Here is a 24,180-nt window from a genome sequence, read left to right on the forward strand (position 1 = left end):
CAGCTGTGAGTCGTCGCGTGACGCGTCGCGCTGCTTGCTGACCGGCTGGAGGGGTACCCTGGAAGCCATGTCCAGCACGTCCTCGATCGCCGATGCCATTGAGCCGAGGATCCTTGAGATTCTGCGCTGCCCAGTCACCGGCAGTGCGCTGACCCAGCGCGGTGGTGCGCTCCTCGTCGTCGCTGATGAGACCATCCGTTACCCGATCCAGCACGGGGTGCCCAAGCTGCTGGCCGACGCCGCCGAACCAGAAGGAAAACTATGAGCTTCGACTTCCGCATTGCCGACATCACCCTGCACGAGGCTGGCCGCCACCAGATCCGGCTGGCCGAGCATGAGATGCCGGGGCTGATGGCGCTGCGCGAGGAGTACGCCGAGGAGCAGCCGCTGAAGGGCGCACGGATCGCCGGATCGCTGCACATGACCGTGCAGACCGCTGTGCTGATCGAGACGCTCACCGCACTCGGGGCCGAAGTCCGGTGGGCCTCCTGCAACATCTTCTCCACCCAGGACGAGGCCGCAGCCGCCGTCGTCGTCGGTGCTCATGGGACTGCCGAGGACCCTCAAGGCGTGCCGGTCTTCGCGTGGAAGAACGAGACGCTGGAAGAGTACTGGTGGACCGCTTCGCAGATCTTCCTCTGGCCCGGAGCGGACGAGGACCCGCAGCAGGGCGCCAATATGATCCTCGACGACGGCGGAGACGCGACCCTGCTGGTGCACAAGGGGGTGGAGTTCGAAGCAGCCGGTGCGGTGCCTTCGGCCACGGCCGACGACCCCTATGAGTACACAGTCATCCTGGAGACCCTGCGCAGCTCCCTGGCGGAGAATCCCAAGCGCTGGACCGGGGTGGCCTCCGCGCTGCGGGGCGTGACTGAGGAGACCACCACCGGGGTGAACCGGCTCTACCAGCTGGCCAACGAGGACCAGCTGCTGTTCCCGGCGATCAACGTCAACGACGCGGTCACCAAATCCAAGTTCGACAATAAGTACGGGATCCGCCACTCCCTGCCCGATGGCATCATGCGTGCCACGGATGTGCTGCTGGCCGGCAAGACTGCGGTCATCGCTGGCTACGGCGACGTCGGCAAGGGCGCCGCGGAGGCGCTGCAGGGCCAGGGCTCACGCGTGGTGATCACCGAGATCGACCCGATCAACGCCCTGCAGGCGGCCATGGACGGCTTCCAGGTTGCTGTGCTGAATGATGTGATCTCCACCGGCGACATCTTCATCACTACCACCGGCGGCAAAGACATCATCAGCGCGGACCAGATGCAGCAGATGAAGGACAAGGCCATCGTGGGCAACGTGGGCCACTTCGACAACGAGCTCGACATTGCCGGGCTGGCCGAGATCGAGGGTGTGGAGAAGGTGGAGATCAAGCCGCAGGTGCACGAATGGGTGTTCCCCAACGCTGGCGGCCGCTCCATCATTGTGCTCTCCGAGGGCCGGCTGCTGAACCTGGGCAACGCCACCGGCCACCCCAGCTTCGTGATGTCGGCGTCGTTCACGAACCAAGTCATGGCCCAGATCGAACTGTTCGCCAAGTCCCACAAGGCGGACTACTCCGGTCATGACACCTACCGCAACGGTGTCTACGTGCTGCCGAAGCTGCTCGACGAGAAGGTCGCCCGCCTGCACCTGGACGCACTGGGCGTGGGCCTGACCGAACTCACCAAGGAGCAGGCCGACTACTTGGGACTCGACGTCGCCGGGCCCTATAAGCCCGACCACTACCGGTACTGAGGTCTCCGGCGGGGGCTGGAGTGCGGCCTACGGGATGCTGCAGCCTGCCCACGAGTCAGTGGCGAGGGCGGCTCCTTGGCAGGACAAGGTGTCCTTTCAGTCGCGGACGGCTGCGACCGCCTCCACCTCAACAAGCTGGTCGTCATAGCCGAGGACGGTGACGCCGAGCAGCGTGCTTGGCGCGTCGTGCTCGCCGAAGGCATCGCGAACGACTTCCCAGGCGGTAACAAGGTCTGCTTGCTGCGTCGATGCGACCAGGACACGGGTGCTGATGACGTCTTCAATACTCGCTCCGGCCTCAGCCAGGGCCGTGCTTATGTTCTCGATGCATCGGGCAGCCTGTGCCGCGTAGTTACCAAGGCCGACCGTTGCTCCGTCCTCGGTGAGGGGACATGAGCCGGCGAGGAAGATGAGCCTGGCCTCCGCAGGGGCGGTGGCGGCATAGGCATACTCGGCGGCGTCGGAGAGCGAATCGGAACGGATAAGCGTGACGGCTTTCGACATGTGTCTCCTTCGGATCAGCGGTACTCGTCGCAAGTCAGTATTCCAGAGCGCGGCTGACGGCAGAGACCCCGTGCGTAGAGGTCCGACTCCACGCTCAGGCTCAAGGACACCAGCCCTATTGCTCACGCGCGGCGGCGATCAGTACGGCGAACCGTGAAGGACACAAGATCATTGTGACCCAAGGGCGGCCGAAGGGGACATACCCGTGGATGGCTTCAGCTAACTCATGTCGGTTCCAGCGAGCACATGGGACGCCATATCGTCGTTTGCCTGCCGCCAGGCCTTCACCATCGTGCTGCCCCCGTGCCCTTCGCCCTCATCGACTATGAGCCGGCTGCCGGGCCACCGCCGATGGGCCTCCCATGCGGTGCGCAGTGGTCCGCTGACGTCGAGGCGCCCGTGGATCAGAACGGCCGGGATGCCGGCGAGCCGTTCCATTCGTTCCAGCAGCGGTGGGTCACAGAATCCAGCGTTCGCCCAGTAATGCGTCGTCAGGGTGACGAAGTTGTGACGGAACGCCCGGTCATCCCACCTGGGATCACGTTGGAATCCACCAGTCCCGATGGCGATGTGGGCATCTTCCCAGCGCGCCCAAGCATCCGACGCTGCCTCTCGCACGATCGAGTCGGGATGCCTCATGAGCTGGCGATATGCCTCTACTAGGCGCGTCTCGCCGCGGCGATAGCCCAGACCGGCCTGCTCGGCATGCTGGACGAACAGCTCCCACTCCTCCGGGTAGACCGCCCCAATGGTCTCGGTGATCCAGTCCACCTCCCAACGCGAAGTGGTGGTGACCGCCATGGCGATGACGCCCCGCACCCGTTCCGGGTGTGCCTGGGCGTATGCGATCGCCAAGGTTGCCCCCCAGGAAACACCATTGAGGACCCAACTCGCTATCCCGAGATGCGCGCGCAGCTCCTCAAGATCGGCGATGAGTCGGGAGGTGGTGTTCGCCTCCAGATCATGCTGCGGGTCCAATGCCAGGGGTGTGGACTTGCCGCATCCTCGCTGGTCTATACCGAGGATCCGATACCGGCTCGGATCGGCCTTGGTCACGTAGCCCCGACTGCCCAGGCCGCCGCCGGGACCACCGTGCAGGTATAACAGCGGGATCCCGTCCCGGGCGCCTGAGTCCTCCCAGTAAACGCCCTGACCATCGCTCATGGACAACAGGCCGGAGGCAACGGGTGAGACCCTCTCATACACAGAATCAGCCTACTCGACCCCGGGTCTACCGTGCTGCGGCTGAGATCGAGGCGTGCGGCCTCTGACCGGGATCGCGGCGCGCGCGGCGTAGGCGTCGCGGACCCGGGCATCAGTCGTGCTCACCAGCCTAGCCGCGCGTTTCGGCGGACTTAGGCGTAGGGCAGCGTGTGCAGCCGCTGGTGGAGCCGGCCGGTGCGCTGGGCTGCGCGGGACAGCCGCTGATACTCGCGGTTGCGCCGCTCGGCCATCACTGCGGAGAGGAAATCGATGGAAGACGTCGTCGGAGGAGCCGGGGAGATGTGGCTGAGCATCTGATCGGCGATCCGGTCGCTGGCAGCGCTCAGCGCAGCCATATTGACCTTCTTGCCGCCGGTCTGCAGCGTGCGAAGAAGCCGTGCGGCCCGAGTGGCCTGGTCCTGCGGAATGCGCCCGATGTCAGCGATCTGCGCCCATGCGGCCATGGCGGGCGGGACCGGAAGCATCATGGGGCGCACCGGCGGATGACGCATGCGCACCGCGTAGGTGCCGGCCATCACGTCGCCCAGGCGCTTGCTGCGTTCGGTGAACATCGCCGTGAGCAGCGGCGCCAGTCCCAGGGTCAGATAGATCTCGCCGAAACCGGCCAGACCACGGATGACACTGTGGCGCAGCCGCACCGCCCCGCCGTCGTCGCGAACGGTGCGCAGCCCGAAGATCAGCTTGCCCAAAGACCGGCCACGGGTCAGGGTCTCAACAGTGATCGGGACGATCACCAGGCACAGCACCATCATGGACAGGCTCAGCGCGGCCTGCATGGCCGGATCCATGCTGAACATCACCACGTAGCCGCCCAGCAGCACCATGGCCCCGAACAGCAGCCAGTACGCCATCACATCGATCAGCAGCGAGCCCCCGCGGGTGATCAGTGAGGCAGCCGGAAGGTCTAAGGCTACGGCCTCCCCGGTGATGACACGTCGACTCCCCATGCCGACAGCGTATCGGTCCGCTGGCTTATAGGGTGAGCACAGAGCAGCAGACGACGCCGAACAGGGGAGTGGGCCACGCGTGGACATCGACGCCTTCATCGCGGTGCACCAGCCGCAGTGGGACAGGCTGGACCAGCTGGCCAAACGCGGCCGCCTCTCTGCGGCTGAGACCGACGAGATGCTGGTGCTTTATCAGCGCGCCTCCACCCACTTATCGATGATCCAGGCGGCGGAGCCTGATTCACCGGTGGCCGCTCAGCTCTCAGCCAGGATCGGCCGTGCCCGCACCCACCTCACCGGAGCCGGCGAGAACCCGCTGACGGCTTCGGCGAACTTCTTTGTGCAGACGCTGCCGGCGGCGTTCTACCGGCTGCGATGGCTGACGCTGATCGTCGCAGCGGCATTCATCGTGATCAGCGTGGCCGCCGGATACTGGGCCTACCATCATCCGCAGCTGGACCTGATCATGCCCGAACAGGCGCGGCAGGCCTATGCGGAGGAAGACTTCGTCAACTACTACTCGGAGCATCCCAGCTCATCCTTCGCCTCCCAGGTGTGGACCAACAACGCCTGGATCGCCGCGCAGTGCGTGGCCTTCGGCGTCACCGGCATCTGGCCGGCAGCGATTCTGGGCATCAACGCTGGCTCCATAGGCATCGCCGGCGGTGTGATGCATGAGCAGGGCGCAGCCGCCGACTTCTGGCTGAACCTGCTGCCCCATGGACTCATGGAGATGACCGCGATCTTCGTCGCCGGTGCTGCGGGGCTGCGGATCTTCTGGGCGTGGGTGGCCCCGGGTCAGCGCAGACGGCTGACCGCCCTCACCGAAGAGGCGCGCAGTCTGATCACAGTTGCCCTCGGGCTGGTGGTGGTGCTGCTCATCTCCGGAATCGTGGAGGGCTTCGTGACGCCGGCCCCGTGGCCCGACTGGGTGCGCATCGGCATCGGCGCTGCAGTGTTGGGCGGCTATTGGGCCTATGCGCTGACCCTGGGGCGGCGTGCCGCTGAGGCCGGAGTCACCGGAGATCTGGGCTCCTACGACGCCGGAAGCCATGAGCTGACTGCCTGAACTTCTCGACTCTCCGAGTGCCTTCCCTGTCAGCTGCGGCTGCCCAGCATAAAGTTGTCAGTGGACAGCAATGCGTGGAGAGGCGATTTCATGAGTCAGAACCCTGACGAGACGCGGGGGCCGAAGGACAGCGAGTCCGAGCTCGACTACGGCGCCTTCGCAGCGGATGAGCCTGATTTTCCTGAAGATCGGCTCGACAAGGAACGTGCGCCCGAGGACGCTTCTGAGCAGAGCGGGGCCCCGGTCGGCGGACAGTCCGCCGCCACTCCGGCCACCGCACCGGCGGCTGACTCGGCACCGGCGGCTGATGAGCCCCAGGCTGCCAGCGCGGCAGACCCAGCTGGCTACGAGGAGGAGCGCACCCGGTCACTGTCTGAGGAACTGGCCGCTGCCAGGTCAGACTCCTCGGCAGATCGGCTGGAGGCCGCCCAAACCGCCTCTGCCGATGCGCCTGCAGCGGCCGATGAGCAGTCCACGACGGTGATTCCCCCGTCGACGCAGTCGGAGACCACCCCCCAGAGGGAATCCATCTCCGGGTCGGCTGAGCCCGGCCCGGGTCACCAGCAGCCCCCAGCGGCTGTGACCCCCGCACCGCCGCCGGCACAGTATGCCGGCGCTCAGCATTCGGGGTCCCGGTATACAGGGTCCAACGATGAGATCACCACGGCTGACATCGACGAGGAAGTCACCAAGTCAAAGCGCGGCGTCTCGCGCTTCCTCACCGTCCTGATCGCGATCTTCACCCCCGTGCTCTTCGTCGTCGCCGCCGTGCGACTGGTCGGCACGCCCGTTTTCCTGTGGTTCACCTACCGGCGTCCCGGCTTCCCGGAGGACCCTCAGGGCTTCGGGCTGGAGGAGCGGATGCTCTACGGCTCCTACGGCATGGACTTTCTCTTCAACCTGGCCAACTTCCGCTACTTGGCGGATCTTACGGGGCCCGACGGCGAGCCGCTGTTCACCTCCGATGGCTCAGACATGAACGAGGTCAGCCATATGGTCGACGTCAAAGAGGTCGTGTGGATCGCCATGCTGGTCGGCATGGGACTGCTGCTGCTGACACTGGTGTTCGCCCTGATGCTGCGTTCCTGGAGGCCCGGGAGCTTTGCCCGTGGGGTCTTCGCCGGCGCGTGGGCCACTGTGGCAGTGCTCATCGCGCTGGCCGTGCTGGCCATTTTGGACTGGCGGATGTTCTTCGCTGAGTTCCACAACCTCTTCTTCGACGGCAACTGGGCCTTCCCGGATGACTTCACGCTGATCCGCCTCTACCCGAACCAGTTCTGGGTGGACGCCGGCATCTGGATCGCCGCACTTCTGGTGATTTTCACCCTGGTGGCACTGCTGATCACCTGGCCCACCAAGCGTCGCCGGGCACGGCGTGCTGAGCGGCTGGCAGAGGTTCAGGACCGGCGTCGGCAGAAGCTGATCAAAGAGCTGAACTCCTCTTCGGCGCACCACTGACCGGCACTTCTGCGGAGAGTCCCCGCCGATGTTGCATCTGAGTGCTGAAACACGGCGCAGATGCAACATGGACGGGGACAAATGCCGTTGCGGCGGCGTCGAATCCGGAGGACCCCGCTGCCGCATGAAGTTCGGAGGACCCCGCTCAGATGGTGACTTCGCCCTGAGGGGTCTGGAAGGTCACGCTCATGATCCCCGGCGTCCCTGAGGGGGCGAGCCAGTCCACGGCGAGGTCGTCGAAGGGGTCAGCCTCGGAGGAGCCCAACCAATCAGCCACGCGCTGCGGGGACCCGGCGATCGACAGCCGAGTGAGTTTGGCCTGCGGCTCATAGGCCCGGGAGGGGTGCAGGTGCTCAGTGCCGTCGTCCCAGCGCAGCAGGTAGGGCACCTGAGGGTCGGCGATGAGACCCTTGATCCCGATCTGCTGCCAGGTCAGCTCCTGCCCGTCGGGGAACTTCCGGTTCCCCGGCACGCTGCGCCGGCCCAGCCGCTCCTCGAAGGAGGCCAGGTCGTCGACGCTGACGCACCAGCCCATCCAGCCGCCGCCGATCTGTGAGCGGTTGCGCACTGCCTGACCGAAGGGCGCCTTATCGGCGCTGGGATGATCCAGAACCTGCACAATTTCAAGGTACTGGCGGTTGGCCAGCGGGATAATCGCGTTGGCGGTGCCGAACCGTGGATGAATTCCACCCCTGACGCGGTCAACGCCGAGCTTTTGGGTGACTTCATCGACCGTGGCGTCCATGCCATCCGGGCCGACTGCAAAGGAGACGTGGTCCAGTCGCATCATGCTCCTATCCTGACACCGCCGGTGCCAGACTTGAAATCGAGGTTCTTCTACGTCACGTAGAAAACGTAGTGCTGCGGCACGTATCCTGTAGTGGTGCTCCACACTGCCCGCCAGCCAAAATGGATCGCCATGCTGGTCCTCGCCCTCGTACTCTCCACGGTCTTCGTGGTGCTCTCTGCCTGGCAGTTCGACCAGTCCACCACCGACGAGGACCAAATCCCGCAGCATACCGAGGAGCCGGTGGCGCTGACCGAGATCTATGAGCCGGCCCGCGGGATCACCATGCATGAGGCCGACCGGATCGTCGAGCTGCGCGGGGAGTTCGTCGCCGACACCCAGGTCATGGTCGCCGACCGGCTCCAAGACGATGTGCCGGGCTACTGGGCGGTGGCAGCCTTCCGGGTCGACGGTGCCCCCGATGGTGAAGTCATCCCCGTGGTGCGCGGCTGGAGCGAAGACTACGATGACGCCGGGGAGCCGCCCGCCGGTGAGCTGGACCTTCAGGGACGACTGCTGCCCACTGAGGCGCCCGGACCGGCCCCCCGTGATCAGCCCGTCGGCGTGCTGCCCAGCCTGTCGGTGGCCGAACTGATCAACCTGTGGGAGGAGGACTCCTACTCCGGGTTCGTCGTCGACTTCAGCGGCGCGGCCCTGGGCGACTCCGGACTGGAACCGGTGTGGGTGGACCCGCAGCCGGAACCGGATGAGATCAACTGGCTCAACCTCTTCTACGGGTTGGAGTGGTTCGTGTTCGCCGGGTTCGCCTTCTACCTGTGGTGGCGCCTGGTGAAGGACGCTCACCTCAAAGAGCTGGAGGAGCAGCGCCTAGACCGCGAATGGGAAGAGCAGTGGCGCCGCGAGCAGCTGGCCAAACTGCAGTCCCAGCCGGATGGAGATCACTCTGAGACCGACGACGAACCGAAGGACCCACCGCGTGACTGACCCCGAATCCCGCTCACATTCCGACGACGAGCTCAACCTGGGGACCCCGCCGCCCAGACCCAAGCAGCGGCGCTTCTCCGGCACCGTGGACCAGATCAGCGGCTCACTGAACTTCTACCGGGTGTTCGCCTTCATCACCGGCGTCATGCTGCTGATCCTGGTGGCCAAGATGATCATGGACTACGGGTTCGGCTACGAGCTCTACGCCGGCGGTGCCACGCTCGCTGGGGAGGCGAACAGCTTGGGGTTCCACCCCCAGGGGTCCATCGTCGACGGCGAGGCCATCTCCTTCTGGGTGGCGGTCATCCACGGGTGGATCTACGTGGTCTACGTCGTCGCCGGGTTCAGGCTCTGGTACCTGATGAGCTGGCCGATCGGACGGCTGCTGGTCATCGTCGCCGGGGGAGTGGTGCCGTTCCTGAGCTTCATCGTGGAGCGGCGGATCGCCGCCGAGGTGCGCCGGGAGGTTCAGCAGAACCCGCAGGCGGCCAGACGCTATTAGGATGGGAGGGTGAATTCTCCCGCAGCCGCAGCCGAACGACCTGTCCAGACCGCGCAGACGGTGCTGGTGATCGACTACGGCGCCCAGTACGCCCAGCTGATCGCCCGCCGCGTCCGCGAGGCCCGCGTCTACTCCGAAGTGGTGCCGCACACGCTCTCAGCGGCCGAAGTCCTGGCCCGCCGCCCCGCGGCTGTGATCCTCTCCGGAGGCCCGGCCAGCGTGTACGCCGACGGGGCGCCGGCAGTGGATCGTGAGCTCTTTGAGGCCGGCGTGCCGGTGCTGGGCATCTGCTACGGGTTCCAGGCGATGGCGCACGCGCTGGGCGGTCACGTCGGACGCACCGGCGAGCGCGAGTTCGGCAAGACCGAAGTGCGCACCACCACCGCCCCGCACGGACTGCTGGACGGCACCGACCCGGTGCAGTCGACCTGGATGAGCCACTCCGACTCCGTGCAGCAGGCCCCGGAGGGCTTCGAGGTGCTCGCGACCTCCGACGCCGCCCCGGTGGCCTGCTTCGCCGATGACCAGCGTCGCCTCTACGGGGTGCAGTGGCACCCCGAGGTGAGGCACTCTCCGCAGGGGCAGCGCCTGATCGAGAACTTCCTCTACCAGGGGGCGGGCCTGAGACCGGAGTGGACCACCGGCAGCATCGTGGAGGAGCAGGTCGCTGCCATCCGCGAGCAGGTCGGCGACGCCCGACTGATTTGCGGGCTCTCCGGCGGGGTGGACTCCGCGGTGGCCGCAGCCCTGGTCCAGAAGGCGGTGGGGGACCAGCTGACCTGCGTGTTCGTCGATCACGGACTGCTGCGCGAAGGTGAGGCCGAGCAGGTCGAACGCGACTTCGTCGCCGCCACCGGAGCGAAGCTGCACGTCGCCCACGAGGCCGACCGCTTCCTGGCGGCGCTGGAGGGGGTCGCCGACCCTGAGCAGAAGCGCAAGATCATCGGCCGCGAGTTCATCCGCGCCTTCGAAGACGCTGAAGAGGCGGTGCTGGCCGACGCCGCGGCAGCCGGCGCCACAGTGGACTTCCTGGTGCAGGGAACGCTCTACCCCGACGTCGTCGAATCCGGCGGCGGCGAGGGCGCGGCCAACATCAAGTCCCACCACAACGTCGGCGGACTCCCCGAAGACATGAGGTTTCAGCTCGTCGAGCCCCTGCGGGCCCTGTTCAAGGACGAGGTCCGCGCTGTCGGCGCCGAGCTGGGCCTGCCGGCAGCGATGGTGCAGCGCCACCCGTTCCCCGGGCCGGGCCTGGGCATCCGCATCATCGGTGACATCACCCAGGAGCGGCTGGCCATCCTGCGCCGCGCCGACGCCATCGCCCGCCAGGAGCTGACCCGTGCGGGTCTGGACGCGGAGGTCTGGCAGATGCCGGTGGTGCTGCTGGCAGATGTGCGCTCGGTCGGGGTCCAGGGTGACGGCCGCACCTACGGCCATCCGGTGGTGCTGCGCCCGGTCAGCTCTGAGGACGCGATGACCGCAGACTTCTCGCGGCTGCCCTACGAGCTGCTGGCGACCATCTCCAACCGCATCACCAACGAGATCGAAGAGATCAACCGCGTAACCCTCGATGTGACCTCGAAACCACCGGGGACGATCGAGTGGGAGTGACGGTAACCTTCTGAGCTAAACGTGTATGTGTCGTGGAGGGAATCGGTGACCGAAGACAAGCCTGCTGCTTCCGCAGACAGCCCTATGCCCGCAGCGGGGCCGGATACGGGCCCGAGCAGCGCCGACAGCCCCATCAGCGCTGATTCTGCAGCCTCACCGCAGAGCCCTGACGTCCCCGAGAGCCCCGACGCCGCAGACAGCCCTGACGCCGCAGAGAGCAGCGCCGTCGACGAGACCACCGCCGGAGCCGGCTCGGCCGAGTCACCGGCTGGGATAAGCACCACGGCTGCGGTGAACACCACGGCCCCGGTGCTCTCCTGGGTCGAGTCGCTGGGCACCGGCACCGAGAACGACACCATGCTGCGCTTCACGCCCAGCCAGCACAATGCCATCGACCTCACCGAGGCCAACGCCTCCGGCATGATGCAGCTGGTGGGTGGGCGCCGCACCAGACTCTCCACGCTGCTCAACGAAGCCGCCGCCTTCGACGCCGGCGCCCAGGCCGCGGCCAATATTCGGGCCAAGATCCGTGAAATGCGAGATGAGCGCGGCATCGAGGTCGGCTACCTGGCCGCCGGCATCGCCTCCTGGACCGAGGCCACCCAAGCTGGGACGGAGACGTTCACCGCACCGGTGATGCTCCTTCCCGTCTCGCTGCGCACCCGGGCAGACACCAACGACTACGAGATCCAGTTCGACGCCCAAGCCGGACTGAACCGTGCGCTGGTGCGGCACTTCGAAAACGCCCACGGAATCGACCTGGACCCGGCCCAGTTCCACCGCGCCAGCTACGTCACCGCACGGTTCGACGTCGTCCCCGCCGCCGAGCTGCTGACCAAGATCGCGGCTGCGGCCGCGGCCGAGGATCCAGACTCCAGCCTGGGGTCGCTGCAGGTGTGGAGACAGCTCTACGTCTCGACTTTCGCCGACCTGGCCGACCTGGGCAACCCGCAGGCGCTGAACACCGAGCACCCGATCCTCCGGCAGTTGGCCGAAGGCGGGCAGCTGGACCAGACGCAGGCGCTGAGTGCGGCCGAAGACCTGGCGCCGCTGGATGAGCGAGTCCCGGAGCAGGAACGACTGGTCACAGACGCCGACGCCGACCAGCAGGCAGCACTGGATGCGATCCTCAGCGGAGTCTCCACGGTGGTCAGCACCCCACCGGGCTCCGGTCAGACCCAGACTGCGGTCAACGCCGCCGCAGGGCTTGCCTGGGCGGGCAAGCGGGTCCTGGTGATCGCCGAACGCACAGAGACGCTCACCGAGTTCAGTGCGCGGCTCTCCGCCGCCAAGATCGGCACCCTGGCGGTCAACGTGCCGGCGTCGTCGGCTCCTGAGGATATTCGCACCCAAGTGGTCCGGGCGATCAAGCGTGCCGAGCGTGCCGAGCCGCCGCGGCTGGCCGGGGTGCACAAGAAGCTCACCGAGACCCGGCATCAGCTGCGCGACCACGTCAGCAGCCTGCACAAGGTCCGTGAGCGCTGGCGGTGCTCGCCCTACCAGGCGATGCAGGCCCTGGCGGCGCTGACCTCACTGACCCCGGCGCCGGGGACCAGTGTGCGGCTGAAGCGCTCAGTGCTGGACAACACGGTGGACCGCAGCCCCGTTGCGGTGAAGCTGAAGCGCATCGCCGAACTGGGTGAGTTCTCCGCCGAGACCCGGTCCAGCCCGTGGTTCGGCGCGGCGCTGTCCAACCGGCAGGAGACCAACGATGCGCACACGCTGGTCAAGCGCCTGCGCGAGGAGCTGCCCGACTGCCGTGAGAAGATCCGCGAGGCGTGCGAGCAGGCTGAGGTCGTTGCCGGGGAGACGTTTGCGCAGTGGCACGCCCAGGTGCTGCTCTTCCAGCGGGTCCAGGAGTCGATGGGCCGGTTTAGCCACGACGTCTACGCCCGCGACGTCGATGATCTGATCGCCGCCACGGCTCCGGGCTGGTGGAGGCGCCAGCACAACGTGGAGATGAACTCTATGGCCCGCTCGCGGCTGCGGCGCGTGGCCAAGGAGTACATCCGCTCGGGGGTCTCGTTCAGCGACCTCCACGGCGCACTGGTGGATGTGCAGTCCGAGCGTGAAGAGTGGATGAAATGGGCCAAGGACGGTTCCCTGCCCAAAGTTCCGCGGCAGCTGGACCAGCTGGTCGACCAGGTCGGCGAGGTCCAAACCCGGCTTCAGCGGTTGGGGGAGGTGCTGAAGCCGGCCGCGGACCAGGACGAGTCACTCTTCGATCTGCCGGTGGAGCGGCTGGAGACACTCATCGGCACGCTGGCCGACGACGAGCGGTCCCTGCACACCCTGCCGGAGCGGACCCTGCTGGCTGAGCAGCTGCGCGAACAGGGCTTCGCCGACCTGCTGGAGGATTTCGCCCAGCGTCACGTGCCGGCCGCTGAAGCGGCTGACGAGCTGGAGCTGGCATGGTGGCAGTCTGCGCTGGAGGCGATGATTTCCGGCGACGAGTACCTCGCGATGACCAGCGGGGAAAACCTGCGCCGCATCGAAGCGGAGTATCGCCGGGCCGACGCCGCGCACATCGAATCCGGTGCCCAACGGCTCAATCACGCCCTGGCCACGCGCTGGAAGTCTGCGGTGGAAGCTCACCCCGACGCGGCAGCGCACCTGCGCAGTCTGCTGCGCGACGCCGCACCGACGGTGCCGGCCCTGGAATCAGTGGCTGGGCGGATCACCCAACCGCTGACGCCGATCTGGACCACCTCGCCGCTGGGCCTGGCCGGACAGTTCTCCGGTGGGCCGCAGGCCGAGCCCAGCTTCGACGTCGTGCTGCTGCTGGACTCCGAAACCCTGGCGGTGCCCTCCGGGTTGGGAGCAGTCTCACGGGCGCAGCAGGTGGTGGCCTTCGGCGATCCGGTCTCCGGGGCGCCGAAACCCATGACGGTCTCGGCCGATCCGATCGCCCGGGAGGCGGAGGCGCAGGTGCCGGGGTCCATGTATGCCGAGCTGGCCCGGATCCTGCCCGAATACCGGCTGCGGCAGGTCCACCGCGGGGTCGACCAGGAGCTCACCGAGCTGATCTCCGGGCTGTATGAGGGATCCCGCCCGCTGACCCGGCTGCCCGACGCCGCCCAGCTGCTCGGCAACCAGCGGCGGCTGACGCTGGAGCGGATATCCAGCGGTGCCGGACGTGAACCGGTGGAGTCGCCCACTGCTGAGGTCAACCGCGTGGTGGACCTGGTCTTCGAACACATCCGGTCCAGCCGCAACCGCTCGCTGGCGGTGGTCACCGGGTCGCAGTGGCACGCCAAACGGGTCGCGGACGCGATTCGGCTGCACCTGTCCAACCACCCCTGGGCCGCGACCTTCTTCGAGCACGGTGCCGCCGGTGTCCCCGGCGGCTCAGGATCCGGTGCCGCAGGGGAGGGCACCGGGGAACGCTTCGTCGTCGCCCCGGTGGAGCGGGCCCACGGTGTGGTCCGAGACGATGTGATCTTCTCCCTGGGCTTCGGCCGAAGTGTCAAAGGAGAGCCTGCCCACGAATTCGGAGAACTCTCCGGGCCCCGCGGCCGCGAATACTTCGTGCAGGCCGTCACCCGGGCCCGCGGCCGGATGAAGGTGGTCAGCTCCATCGCAGCTGAGCAGCTGGACCGCAGCCAGCTGACTGAGGGGGCGCTGCTGGTCCACGACCTGCTGCAGCTGGGGGCCGGCGCCGACTCCAATCCCAGCGTCTCCGCCGAGGTCACCGACCCGCTGGTCCTTGACCTGGTGGACCGGATCCGCGCTCGCGGCGGCAGGGTCGAGGACGGTTTCCGCGGCACCCTGGACCTGGCGGCCTGCCCGCGCCGCAGCACCCCCGAGGCGCAGATCAAGCCGGTGGCGATGATCTCCGACGGCACCGCCGAATACGCTGAGCTTCCGGTGCGGGAGCGCTCCCGGCTGCGCCCCGAACAGTTCGAGCAGCTGGGATGGCACTACATCGTGCTGTGGACCATCGACGTCTTCACCGACCCGGCGGGCACCACCGAACGGGTGGCGGAGAAGGTGGGACTGGCTGCCGGGCCTGAGTTCGCCCAGGCCGGGCGGGGCCCGCTGAGCAGCACCACCGGGCCGGTACGGTTCGGCGGTGCCGCCGACGCCGAGGATGAGGACGCCGAGCGGCGCCAGAAGCAGTGGCTGGCACCGCAGCAGCGACGCGTGCGAAGCGACGGGGCCCCGTGAGTCCAGTGACGCACGGGGTGGGCGGCCACTGTGGCCGCTGACTCACCGAAGCCGGCCCGTGGGGGCCACCGCAGGGTGACCGCCCCGGGGACCTCCGGCCAGCCCGAGGAGCAGGAGGCCGATGTCCGCGATCCCCTGCAGGATCCGGCTGACTCCCAGGATGAGGACGTGCACGATGGCCGGGACGAGTGGCTGAAGGCTGAACGCCCGCCCCACTGGTAGGGGTATGCGCACATGGTTGTGTGTGAACAAATTTGATTAGGTCGCCACCGTCACAAGTTTCGGCACTGCTATTGAGGCCGCGACCACGCTGATCACCATCGGTGATGATCCCGCATCGGCGGGGCTGGGGATGCTGGCCCTGCGCATCGCCCAAGGCACCGAACCTGTCGCCGCGATGGTGGACGTGGGCGTCTATGACCAAATCACCGCCATCACTAACCAGGCCGACATTGAGGAACCCGCATGAGCACCACGGCTACTGCTGCTGATGGAGGTGTATCACGGATGTTGGACGTACATGGGCCTGCCCGACCGGGTCGCAGTGTGGTCACACACCTGAGCTGATGCAGCCCTTCGGTCTCGGGCGTGACACTGCCGCGCAGCTGTTAATCACCGCCGGTGACAAGCCAGCCCGGCTGCGCTCCGAGGCCGCTTTCGCTGCCCTGGCCGGGGCCTGCCCGGTCCCAGCATCCTCCGGCAAGACCAACCGGCATCGGCTGAACCGAGCTGGCGACCGTCAGGCGAACTCTGCGCTCTATCACGTGGTGATCGTATGGATCCGCTATGACCAGTCCACACGGGACTACGTTGAACGTCGCACCGAAGAAGGAAAAACCAAAATGGATACCATCCGCTGCCTGAAACGCTACCTCGTCCGCCAGCTCTACCCAGTCACCTGCCGCTCCCTCGCCGGCAGAACCCTCACCTCAAACACTTGACATTCGTCCATAGAAGTATCCGACCTGCGGGTGCCTCTATGAACGCACCGCTCCGAGGCCGATTCAGAGTGTGGTTGCCCGCATCGATGTCGCAGTCCTTCGTATAGATCACGGACCTTTCACATGAGCCATACACGCAACGGGGACGATAGTCATATGTGTCCTGCAGTGGGTTACCGACAGATCTGTTCCATATAACCTAAGCCGGTAATACTTGATCGCACGCGTTCACCCTTGCGTAGGTAACGTTGAGGAACGCGGGCGAAGCCCACACCGGGCGGGGTGCCGGTAAACAGTACGTCTCCGGGTAGCAATTCCACGACGGCAGAGAGCTCTTCTATGAGTTCCGCGACCCCGAACACCATGTCTGATACAGGTGAAGACTGCACAATCTCACCGTCGATTGTACATTGCACTACAGAATCCTCTTGAGCCATGAATTCATCGGGAGTGACTAGAACCGGACCGATCGGAGCGAAGCCGGCAAAGGATTTGCCAAGTGAGAATTGTGGGGGCTGTCCGCGGAATTGGACATCGCGATCGGAATAGTCCTGCCCGATGGTGAGACCCGCGACATGTTTCCAAGCGTTCTCCGCAGAAATACCCCGCCCCCCGTTTCCGATGACGGCGACCAGTTCGACCTCCCAATCCACCGAGTTGCTCGTCAGCGCCAAATCTCCGAACGGTTCAACTATCGACGACTGGAACTTCGTGAACACAATCGGAAACTCAGGCACGGTGAATCCCGACTCGGCAGCGTGGTCTACGTAATTTAGGCCGATTGCGAGCACCTGCCTAGGTGCGGGCGAGATAGCCCCCAGGTCGTTCGATGACAGTCGGCCCATTTCGATTGCACCCGATCCGAACGGCTGGGCCCAGCGAAGAAAGTCACTCCATCTTGGATAAATCTCCTCGATATGCGGCGAGAACTCACCGCCACTTCGCTCGTGGATGTCAACGACTTCATGGGCGCCGAGCAAGAATGCCCGGCCTTTCTGCACATAAACCTTCATCGGTTCTCCTGTCGTTTCTAGATTCTCCACTTGGCGTATCATAATTTGGGTCCACACCACGATAAGTGTGGGCTAAATATGCTATTCTACGGGCGCTAATTTGTTCCGGGCCGTGCATCCCCACTGACCGTAAATCCCATAGATCCGACAATCGATGCATTATTCGATGTGTGCCGTGGCGCCTCTAGCGGACTCAGACCCTAGGATCAGGTTCGGGAATCGTTCTAGCATTATTCGGTCACTATGCTTCAAGTCGGGAACAGAATTCGGAATCGCTGTTCGGATTGTTCTGTTGCCCCACGGAACCATCAAGGGGAAACTAGGTCTCGCACACGATCGTCTGGAGGGTCGCGCGGTTGGAGAATACAGTTGCCCAACTACTTCAGACTATGCTTCTGGTTCAGCGACGATGGCGTCGATTTCTACATCGAATCCGCGTAGGTTCGCTTGGATCGTGGTGCGAACCGGGAACGGCTCGCTTAGGAACTCCATGGCGATTTCATTGAACTCGGCGAAGTCGTCAAGAGTGTTCAGGTAGACGCTGTAGCGAACCGCGTTGTGTAGGCTCGTGCCGGCTGCTTGGGCGATTGTTTCAAGGTTATGGAATGTAGCCCGCACTTGGTCCGCGAACGTTCCACCGATGCGCTGACCGTTGGCGTCGAACGGTCCTTGGCCCGCGAGGAAGACTAAGCCTTCGAACGCGACACCGGGCGAGTACGGTCCCACCGGGGGCGGAGCGAGTTCCGTTTTTATAGCCTTCAGCATGGGTTCTCCTCTGTTCGTTAGTTGTGCTCATGGGGTGTAATTCGTCGGTGAAAGACCTCGGCCGGCCCTTGCGTTCAGTGCCGACCCAGTGTCGCCCAGCGATCTACGACGAGACCGTTCTCGACAGCGAAGACTTGAGAGTGCATGTTTGTTACACCACATGCATGATTTGGACGGATCGAGACGAGGTCGCCTACGCGAAGTCCGACACTTCCTCGCAAAAAGCCGTGCTCCTCGTGCCCCGCAACGACGACACCGGGGCCAGAAGGGACGGTGCCGATCCGTCCATCGCCGTGCATGCTCGCGTCGCTACTCATCGCCTTTATACCAGCATCGATTAACACAGGCCCGCTTCGTTCAACACTGATGACACGGCTTAGCACCGTCATTGCGGTCTCGTCCGACGCGATGGTCCCGATGAAGACCTGATTCTCATCCCCATATATATAGGTGCCGGGACGGGCCTCTGTAATACCAGCCACTGTCGGCGCAGATTGTACCCCAGCGGTGGAGCCCACCGAAACGCTGTCCAACCCAATGCCTCCGGTGCGTATTTCCTCCGCCACCTCAGCTAGGAGTGCTCCGGCGGCTATCCCCGTGCGCTCTCGAAGAGCATGATCGGTTCCAACACCCTGCACATGGCCCTCATGCGTAAAAATGCCTTCTAGGTGGATGCCCGTCATCCGGGATAGTTCCTTGGCAACCTCGAGAGCCGCCTCAGGCTCCACGCCGGTTCTGTTAACACCCGTATCGACTTCTAATCGCACCTCGACCTCAATTCCACGCTCTGTGGCTGCGGTGGCGAGTGGCCGAGCAGCAGCAACGGAGTCGGGTCCGACGATCAATCGGGTTCGCTGGGCCAAATCGAGGGCTGCCGCTACCCTATACGGGCCGACTGTCGGATACGCCCAGAAGATGTCAGTGAACCCTGCGTCTGCCAAAGCGACCGCCTCTTGAGCAGTGGCCACGGTGTGCCCAGAGGCGCCGGCTTCGAGTTGAAGACCCGCAACCTGCGCGGACTTGGTCGTCTTCCAGTGCGGACGGAGCGCAACATCAAGCTTGTCTGCATGTGCCGCCATTGCTGCAATGTTTCTCTGAACAGTCGGTAGGTCGATCAACACAACCGGGCTCGGTAGATCTTCGACGCGCGCGCCAATGAAGTCATGATCAGTCATTAGTTTCGACATTCTTCGTGCCCTCATAGTAGGTCGAGAGGATAATGGCAGGCAGTGGCTTTTCCAGCGCACAGCGTTCCGTAGCAAGCCAGCAGCGCATGCGGAAGCTGCAACCGTCGGCGGGATTCGCGGTCGACGGCAGATCTCCCTGCAAGACAATCTGCTCTCGTATGCCATGTGCTGATGCCGCCAACGCCGATGATCGCGACTCCTAGTGGCTGATTAGACATGAGTTGCCCCTCTGGTTCGAGTTGGTCAGCACCGTGCCTGGGCGGGCTGTGGTGCCGGCCCTGTCGCGAAGTACGAGGGTGCCGTTGGTCATGACGTGGTCGAGCCCGACGGCCCAGGTGGCCGGAGAAGCGAACGTCGCTGCGGAATCGAACCGCGCATCCTCGATTACTGAGATGTCCGCCCGGTGCCCGGCTTCGATACGCGCGGTGATCCCGGCCCGCTCGCCTGGGCCCTCGGTCATGCGTCTTACAGCCTCGCCAATCCAGACACCTGCATCGCGCATGCGTCGATAGGATGCGGGAAATGCGCCCCACGACCTAGGGTGGGCAACAGATGCTCGGTGCCCGAACCCAAGTGCAGATCCATCGGATGCGATGCTGACCCACGGTGTACGCATAGCCAGGTCGACATCGCTCCAGACACCGCTTTCCACAGCAACATCGACGTTTCCACCGCAATCGACCAGCAGCGCGGTGAGCCAACCCCATGGATCCGCATCGATGTCGCTGAGCGACAACCCCACAGCATCAGGTCGTGCCGTTGCCTTCATGATGATGATCGAGTCAGTTGTATAGCCGGTTTCGCGGAACATGCGAGCGACATCTGACGGATTGGCTTTGGCCGTAGCCAGGACAGCGGACGGACCCTGCCCGCGCATTTCGCTCGGCAGCAGTTGTAGGAGTGTTGTATGTCCGTGCACGTAGGGGTACGAATCTGCGGCGATGTCCTGTTCGAGACGAAGATCTTCGATGTACTCAAGTACATCCTGGAACGCGGTCCCGTAACCGATGCTGCGGAGATGAGAGATCTGAAGCCTGGCTCCCGCTTTGCGTGCTGGCAAGGCCACTTCATTGATAGCGCTGATGAGTGACGATGCCCGGTAGTCACTTAAGTGGACTGAGAGGACGCCGTCGTGCTTCGCGACGGTCTGGGCGATGCGCGTGAGCTCCGCGGTGGATGCCCCCTCGCCTGGCGCGTACATCAAGCCAAGGCTCACCCCGACGCACCCGGAATCCATAGCCGTGTGCAGCTCACGGGTCATGCTGTCGAGCTCGTCATCGGCCAGAAAACGCCCCGCTTCGCCCGCAATGGCGAAACGCGCCGCGCCGTGTCCCAACTGCATCGCGACATTAGTAGCAGTGGGGGTACTTTCCAAGGCCTCACGCCAGCCCTGCACGTCGGTCCACGTCCAATCGAGATCGGGGACGACATCAATGGTACTGATGACGCGTTTGAGACCAGCGCGGTCGCCACCCGACGGCGCGGGGCTCATTCCGCAGTTGCCGACGACCTCGGTAGTAATGCCCTGACCGACGCGGCTTTCATTTCCCGGGTAGGCGATCAGACTGAGATCAGAATGACAGTGAATATCGACGAAACCCGGGGCGATTATGCGATCTACGCAATTCACGACTTCTGCGTCGTACCCACTCTCAGGCCGCTGCTCGTACGGCACGACCGCCTCGATGACCTCACCTGAAACTACGACGTCTGCAGGTTGTAGATCGGCGCCGCTGCCGTCGGCGACGAGACCCCCAGTGAAAACTGTGCGTGTGTGTGCAGAGGTAGCCATGTCATGCACGCTTCCCTAAGTCTTCAAAGAGTCCTTCGCGAGCCATTTGGCCGAGCACCTCATCCGCCTGTGACAAGGTGCGGTCGATGTCCTCGTCGGTGTGCGCGAGAGAGATGTGATTACGTTTCAGCGCCATCGGATACATGAACGATCCCTTGTCGATCATGCGGCGATGAAATGTCTCATAGCTGGCGTCGTTGTTGTGCAACAGGTCGCGATAGCCCTGGACCTCACGGTCGAGGAAGTAGGTCACGAAAATTGAGCCGATACCGGAGACAACTGCTGGGATTCCGTGTTCCGTGGTGATGGAGCGAAGCCCCTCGCGCATCCTGTCGCCAAGTCTGTAAACGTGTTCGTAAAACCCAACCTTAGGGTCTCGCAGTACTTTGATGGTCGCGATGGCCGCCGCCATCGACACCGCGTTGCCGTTGAAGGTACCAGCGAGCATCACAGCGCCTCCCGTCGGGGTGAAGTGCTGCATTACCTCTGCGGACCCAGCGAGGCCGGCAACCGGATAGCCGTTACCCATAGCCTTACCGAAAGTTGTGAGGTCTGGGGTGACGCCGCAGAGCTCCTGATACCCGCCGATTGCATGCCTGAACCCCGTGATCACCTCGTCGAAAACTAATAGCGAGCCGTTTTTCGTCGTGAGAGAACGTAGTCCTTCTAGGAACGCCTGTTCGGGGATAAGTGAGCCCACATTATGGGGGACGGGCTCAATGATCACCGCAGCGATCCGGTCTGGGTATTGATCGAACAGCTCCTCGACGCTTGCTAAGTCGTTAAACTCGGCGATCAACGTGTGGTTCAAAGCGTCGTTAAGAATTCCGCTGGAGTTCGGGTCGAATTTCCATGCGTGCTCGGGGCTTGAGATCACGTTTCGAGCGATCGCGTCATAGGAGCCGTGAAAGCAGCCCTGAAACTTCACGATGAGGTCGCGACCAGTTGTGCCTCGCGCGAGACGGATTGCCTGCAGAACCGACTCTGAACCGCTCATTGTCGAGATCACCATCTCCGCCGAAGGAATAGCGTCAATGGTCAGTTCGGCCGCCTCGACTTCCAGGTCCGTAGTGCCAAGTCCGACGAGATCCATGTCACGAATCGCTTCGGTGATCGCACCATTGACGCGTTCGTCCGCATGCCCGAGAAGGATCGCGCCGAAGGCTGCATGGTAGTCCGTGTAGACGCGTCCATCCGCATCAGTGATCGTCGAGCCCTTGGCAGAAGAGAATGCCCATGGGGATCCAATCGCCCGCGTCGCTGAGTTCACCCCTCCGGGAATGATCGCAGAGGCTCGCCCTGCTAGCTCTCGGGCGCGACTCGTCGTCGAGTCGCGCTGTGGTCCGATGGTCGTTGTGGTGTTGGACATGGGGATACTTGGTCCGTTCATTTCTGGTTGGTCATTTACTGGGATTCGTGAGTCCGAGCAGGTTTAATGCATCCTGGCTGATCACGGATTCGATCGTGTCCTCGGTTACGTACGGCAGGTTGCCTGCTCGGAAACCACCGATGCTCCTGAAGTTCTGCAGCGCTTTGCTTGGGCTCCACAGCGGATAGTCGGAACCGAACAGCAGCTTGTCAACAGTTCTCCATTCTTGTGCCCCAACGAGAGCGAAGAATGCGTCCATAGGCCGTGAAGGCACACCCGAGACGTCGGCGAACACATTTGGGTTCTTACGCAATACGACGTTCGTGTCTCGTTGCCATGGATGCCCCATGTGCGCCATGATCTGCACTAGATTCGGGTGGCGGCGGGCGACCTCATCGACGACCAGCGGCTGAGTGACCGAAAGACGCCCGATAGGGCTGGGCGTAGCACCCATATGCCAAAGAACAACCATCCCGTTGGCGGCAAGAATCGTGTAAAACTCGTCGAATTCATCCGAAAGGGGGTCAAAGAGCGCCAACACGGGATAGAGTTTCACCCCCTGAAAGCCGAGCGAGATCGCTTCTTCGAGTTGCTCACGCCAGTCGGCATCCAGCGGATCGATCGAGGCGAACGGGATTGTCGGGGTCTCCAGCTTGCTGACGAAGTCGGCAACGAAAGAGTTTGGCGTGCGGACCCCGGCCTGGGATGCGGCCAAGCCGAACGTGATAGCGATGTCGATACCGCCCTCGCGCATAGCTGTGTCGAAGTCTTCGGGGCTAACTACCGGGTAAGGCGTACCGCCGTATGCAGGGGCCCAGTGCTCCCTATGCTCGTTTCCCCAATGTTCGGGCTGGTGGCAGTGCGTATGCACGTCGATAATCATGTGATTCCCCATCGAGTTCGTACGGATTCCAAAGCCTCGTTAAGGCGTGGCAAATTCGCAATTCTGTGTGCAGTTTGACGGAGGTCCTCGACGATTCGTGACACGTCAGTCTCGGGCATCTCCCCGAGCGGCCCCGAGACGCTAAGGGCAATGTCGAAGGGAGCTCCGGTCGGGACCAGAACAGCCAGGCAGCGCACACCACGATTTCGCTCCTGATCATCCACACTGAAGCCGTGTTTACGCACACGCTCTAGTTCTACGTCGAGTCGTGCTCGCGAGGTGAGGGTTCGCGGCGTAAAGCTCTGCCAAGTCTTCTCCGGTGGAAGATGTTGATCTAGGTTATCGGCTTCAAGCCGGGAGAGAAGCATTTTGCCAAGACCCGTGCAATAGGTGTGGTCAAGAAATCCGCCGACTGCAATACGCAACGCACGGGCCGGTTCTTCCACACACAGGTGCAATACAGACTGTCCTTGCAACACCCCCATGTTGGCGGTGAATCCTAAATCGTCTGCCAAAGACTTGAGTGTGTTTGAAACTAAGTCCTCAAACTCGACTGTTTCGGCGGACTCTGCGATCTCGAAGATGCTGGACCCGATTGCGTACAGCGGCAGAGTTCCGGATTTCGCCACGAACCTCTCCTCTTCCATGACCGAAAGTAAACGGAGAAGCGTGGGCTTTGGAAGATCCATGGTTTTCGCGAGGTCTGCGAGCGACATCGGGGCCTGGGTCTGACCTAGCACACGCAATGCCGTCAGGGCGCGGGTTAAGCCCTGCGAATGATACGACTGTGCGTTTGATGGCATACTCGATCATTACGTGGAACGACGTTCCATGTCAAGCAGTTCTTCAAATCCCCCACGTATGAGTGGGATTGACTGGCACCGTTCCTTGCCACGACCGTTTGTGCCCACGAGCACGATGCGCCGGGATGGGGTTAGCAGCTAGGGACTGATTACGGTGCGATCCGTTCTATCAGGAACGACAGTCCCAGGCTGAAAACTTTCCATGCGTTTACCGTCTATAGGCCCTGTCTATGCTTGATCTTACCGCTTAATAGTACACAGTGAAGTGTCAACCATTAATGGTTCACACCCCTCCAGCATCCTTGATGCACCCCATCTTTTGCTTCGGTCCAGGTTTGTCTTGGCGGTACTTCTTCATCCAGTTCCCCGAGGTGCCAAAGTTTCAGGCAAACTTCTCGGCATTCCTGATGATCGGGTGTGGACTAGGGATGACCAGTGGGTTGCCTCGGCTTTGAACTGCGGCGTGACTT

At 63.8% G+C, this 24,180-nt stretch carries 20 protein-coding genes and 1 pseudogene; 10 read left to right on the plus strand and 11 right to left on the minus strand.

What is annotated here, in order from left to right; all coding sequences use genetic code 11:
• The first annotated feature begins 67 nt into the window (after positions 1–67).
• On the plus strand, positions 68–265 hold the full coding sequence (locus FHX47_RS00390; RefSeq protein ID WP_183356933.1) for a Trm112 family protein: 198 nt from the start codon (positions 68–70) through the stop codon (positions 263–265).
• On the plus strand, positions 262–1,743 hold the full coding sequence (gene ahcY / locus FHX47_RS00395) for an adenosylhomocysteinase (RefSeq protein ID WP_183356934.1): 1,482 nt from the start codon (positions 262–264) through the stop codon (positions 1,741–1,743). Before FHX47_RS00390 ends, ahcY begins: the two co-directional genes overlap by 4 nt.
• 96 nt (positions 1,744–1,839) lie before the next feature.
• Here ahcY and FHX47_RS00400 read toward each other — a convergent pair whose 3' ends face one another.
• From FHX47_RS00400 to FHX47_RS00410, 3 genes are all read right to left on the minus strand, one after another.
• On the minus strand, positions 1,840–2,247 hold the full coding sequence (locus FHX47_RS00400) for a RidA family protein (protein ID WP_183356935.1): 408 nt from the start codon (positions 2,245–2,247) through the stop codon (positions 1,840–1,842).
• A 219-nt stretch (positions 2,248–2,466) separates the two neighbouring features.
• Complete coding sequence (locus FHX47_RS00405) at positions 2,467–3,411, minus strand: alpha/beta fold hydrolase (protein ID WP_183356936.1); 945 nt, start codon at positions 3,409–3,411, stop codon at positions 2,467–2,469.
• Positions 3,412–3,602: 191 nt separating this feature from the next.
• Positions 3,603–4,418 (minus strand): RDD family protein, encoded by an 816-nt coding sequence (locus tag FHX47_RS00410; protein WP_183356937.1) that lies wholly within the window; start codon positions 4,416–4,418, stop codon positions 3,603–3,605.
• A 79-nt stretch (positions 4,419–4,497) separates the two neighbouring features.
• Between FHX47_RS00410 and FHX47_RS00415 the strand changes: the two genes are divergently transcribed.
• Together FHX47_RS00415 and FHX47_RS00420 are read left to right on the plus strand one after the other, a co-directional pair.
• Positions 4,498–5,487: a stage II sporulation protein M gene (locus tag FHX47_RS00415; RefSeq protein WP_183356938.1), complete on the plus strand. Its 990-nt coding sequence runs from the start codon at positions 4,498–4,500 to the stop codon at positions 5,485–5,487.
• A gap of 90 nt (positions 5,488–5,577) precedes the next feature.
• Complete coding sequence (locus tag FHX47_RS00420; RefSeq protein ID WP_183356939.1) at positions 5,578–6,945, plus strand: DUF1461 domain-containing protein; 1,368 nt, start codon at positions 5,578–5,580, stop codon at positions 6,943–6,945.
• A 145-nt stretch (positions 6,946–7,090) separates the two neighbouring features.
• Here the strand turns inward: FHX47_RS00420 and FHX47_RS00425 are convergent, their stop codons facing one another.
• On the minus strand, positions 7,091–7,735 hold the full coding sequence (locus tag FHX47_RS00425) for a VOC family protein (RefSeq protein WP_183356940.1): 645 nt from the start codon (positions 7,733–7,735) through the stop codon (positions 7,091–7,093).
• A 93-nt stretch (positions 7,736–7,828) separates the two neighbouring features.
• Here FHX47_RS00425 and FHX47_RS00430 point away from each other — a divergent pair, with 93 nt between their 5' ends.
• The 6 genes and pseudogenes from FHX47_RS00430 to FHX47_RS00455 form a co-directional block, all read left to right on the plus strand.
• Complete coding sequence (locus FHX47_RS00430) at positions 7,829–8,677, plus strand: SURF1 family cytochrome oxidase biogenesis protein (RefSeq protein WP_183356941.1); 849 nt, start codon at positions 7,829–7,831, stop codon at positions 8,675–8,677.
• Complete coding sequence (locus FHX47_RS00435) at positions 8,670–9,179, plus strand: DUF3817 domain-containing protein (protein ID WP_343064244.1); 510 nt, start codon at positions 8,670–8,672, stop codon at positions 9,177–9,179. The genes FHX47_RS00430 and FHX47_RS00435 overlap by 8 nt, the downstream gene beginning before the upstream one ends.
• A 60-nt stretch (positions 9,180–9,239) precedes the next feature.
• Positions 9,240–10,790, plus strand: coding sequence for a glutamine-hydrolyzing GMP synthase (guaA, locus tag FHX47_RS00440; protein ID WP_183357787.1), 1,551 nt, complete (start codon positions 9,240–9,242; stop codon positions 10,788–10,790).
• A gap of 45 nt (positions 10,791–10,835) precedes the next feature.
• Positions 10,836–14,957 carry a DUF4011 domain-containing protein gene (locus FHX47_RS00445; protein WP_183356943.1) on the plus strand — a complete coding sequence of 1,374 codons (4,122 nt, stop codon included), beginning with the start codon at positions 10,836–10,838 and terminating at the stop codon, positions 14,955–14,957.
• A 30-nt stretch (positions 14,958–14,987) separates the two neighbouring features.
• The gene (locus FHX47_RS00450; RefSeq protein WP_183356944.1) at positions 14,988–15,179 is read left to right on the plus strand and encodes a hypothetical protein; all 192 of its coding nucleotides are present in this window, start codon (positions 14,988–14,990) and stop codon (positions 15,177–15,179) included.
• A 335-nt stretch (positions 15,180–15,514) separates the two neighbouring features.
• Positions 15,515–15,898, plus strand: a pseudogene (locus FHX47_RS00455) (transposase); the annotation flags it as partial.
• 173 nt (positions 15,899–16,071) lie between these two features.
• Here FHX47_RS00455 and FHX47_RS00460 read toward each other — a convergent pair.
• The 7 genes from FHX47_RS00460 to FHX47_RS00490 all read right to left on the minus strand — a co-directional run bounded on the left by FHX47_RS00460 (position 16,072) and on the right by FHX47_RS00490 (position 23,710).
• The gene (locus tag FHX47_RS00460; protein WP_343064245.1) at positions 16,072–16,941 is read right to left on the minus strand and encodes a fumarylacetoacetate hydrolase family protein; all 870 of its coding nucleotides are present in this window, start codon (positions 16,939–16,941) and stop codon (positions 16,072–16,074) included.
• Positions 16,942–17,298: 357 nt separating this feature from the next.
• A complete protein-coding gene (locus FHX47_RS00465; RefSeq protein WP_183356945.1) occupies positions 17,299–17,676 on the minus strand; it encodes a RidA family protein in 378 nt (125 codons plus the stop codon).
• A 74-nt stretch (positions 17,677–17,750) separates the two neighbouring features.
• Complete coding sequence (locus FHX47_RS00470; protein WP_183356946.1) at positions 17,751–18,851, minus strand: alanine racemase; 1,101 nt, start codon at positions 18,849–18,851, stop codon at positions 17,751–17,753.
• Positions 18,852–19,062: 211 nt separating this feature from the next.
• Positions 19,063–20,655, minus strand: a complete 1,593-nt coding sequence (locus tag FHX47_RS00475; RefSeq protein WP_183356947.1) for an N-acyl-D-amino-acid deacylase family protein — start codon at positions 20,653–20,655, stop codon at positions 19,063–19,065.
• Between the two features lies 1 nt (position 20,656).
• Positions 20,657–22,024 (minus strand): aspartate aminotransferase family protein, encoded by a 1,368-nt coding sequence (locus tag FHX47_RS00480; RefSeq protein ID WP_183356948.1) that lies wholly within the window; start codon positions 22,022–22,024, stop codon positions 20,657–20,659.
• Positions 22,025–22,055: 31 nt separating this feature from the next.
• Positions 22,056–22,907 carry an amidohydrolase family protein gene (locus FHX47_RS00485; protein ID WP_183356949.1) on the minus strand — a complete coding sequence of 284 codons (852 nt, stop codon included), beginning with the start codon at positions 22,905–22,907 and terminating at the stop codon, positions 22,056–22,058.
• Positions 22,904–23,710, minus strand: coding sequence for an IclR family transcriptional regulator (locus FHX47_RS00490; RefSeq protein WP_183356950.1), 807 nt, complete (start codon positions 23,708–23,710; stop codon positions 22,904–22,906). Before FHX47_RS00490 ends, FHX47_RS00485 begins: the two co-directional genes overlap by 4 nt.
• Positions 23,711–24,180: the final 470 nt, after the last annotated feature.

It is taken from the genome of Garicola koreensis (genome assembly GCF_014195445.1).
Classification (GTDB): Bacteria; Actinomycetota; Actinomycetes; order Actinomycetales; family Micrococcaceae; genus Nesterenkonia; species Nesterenkonia koreensis.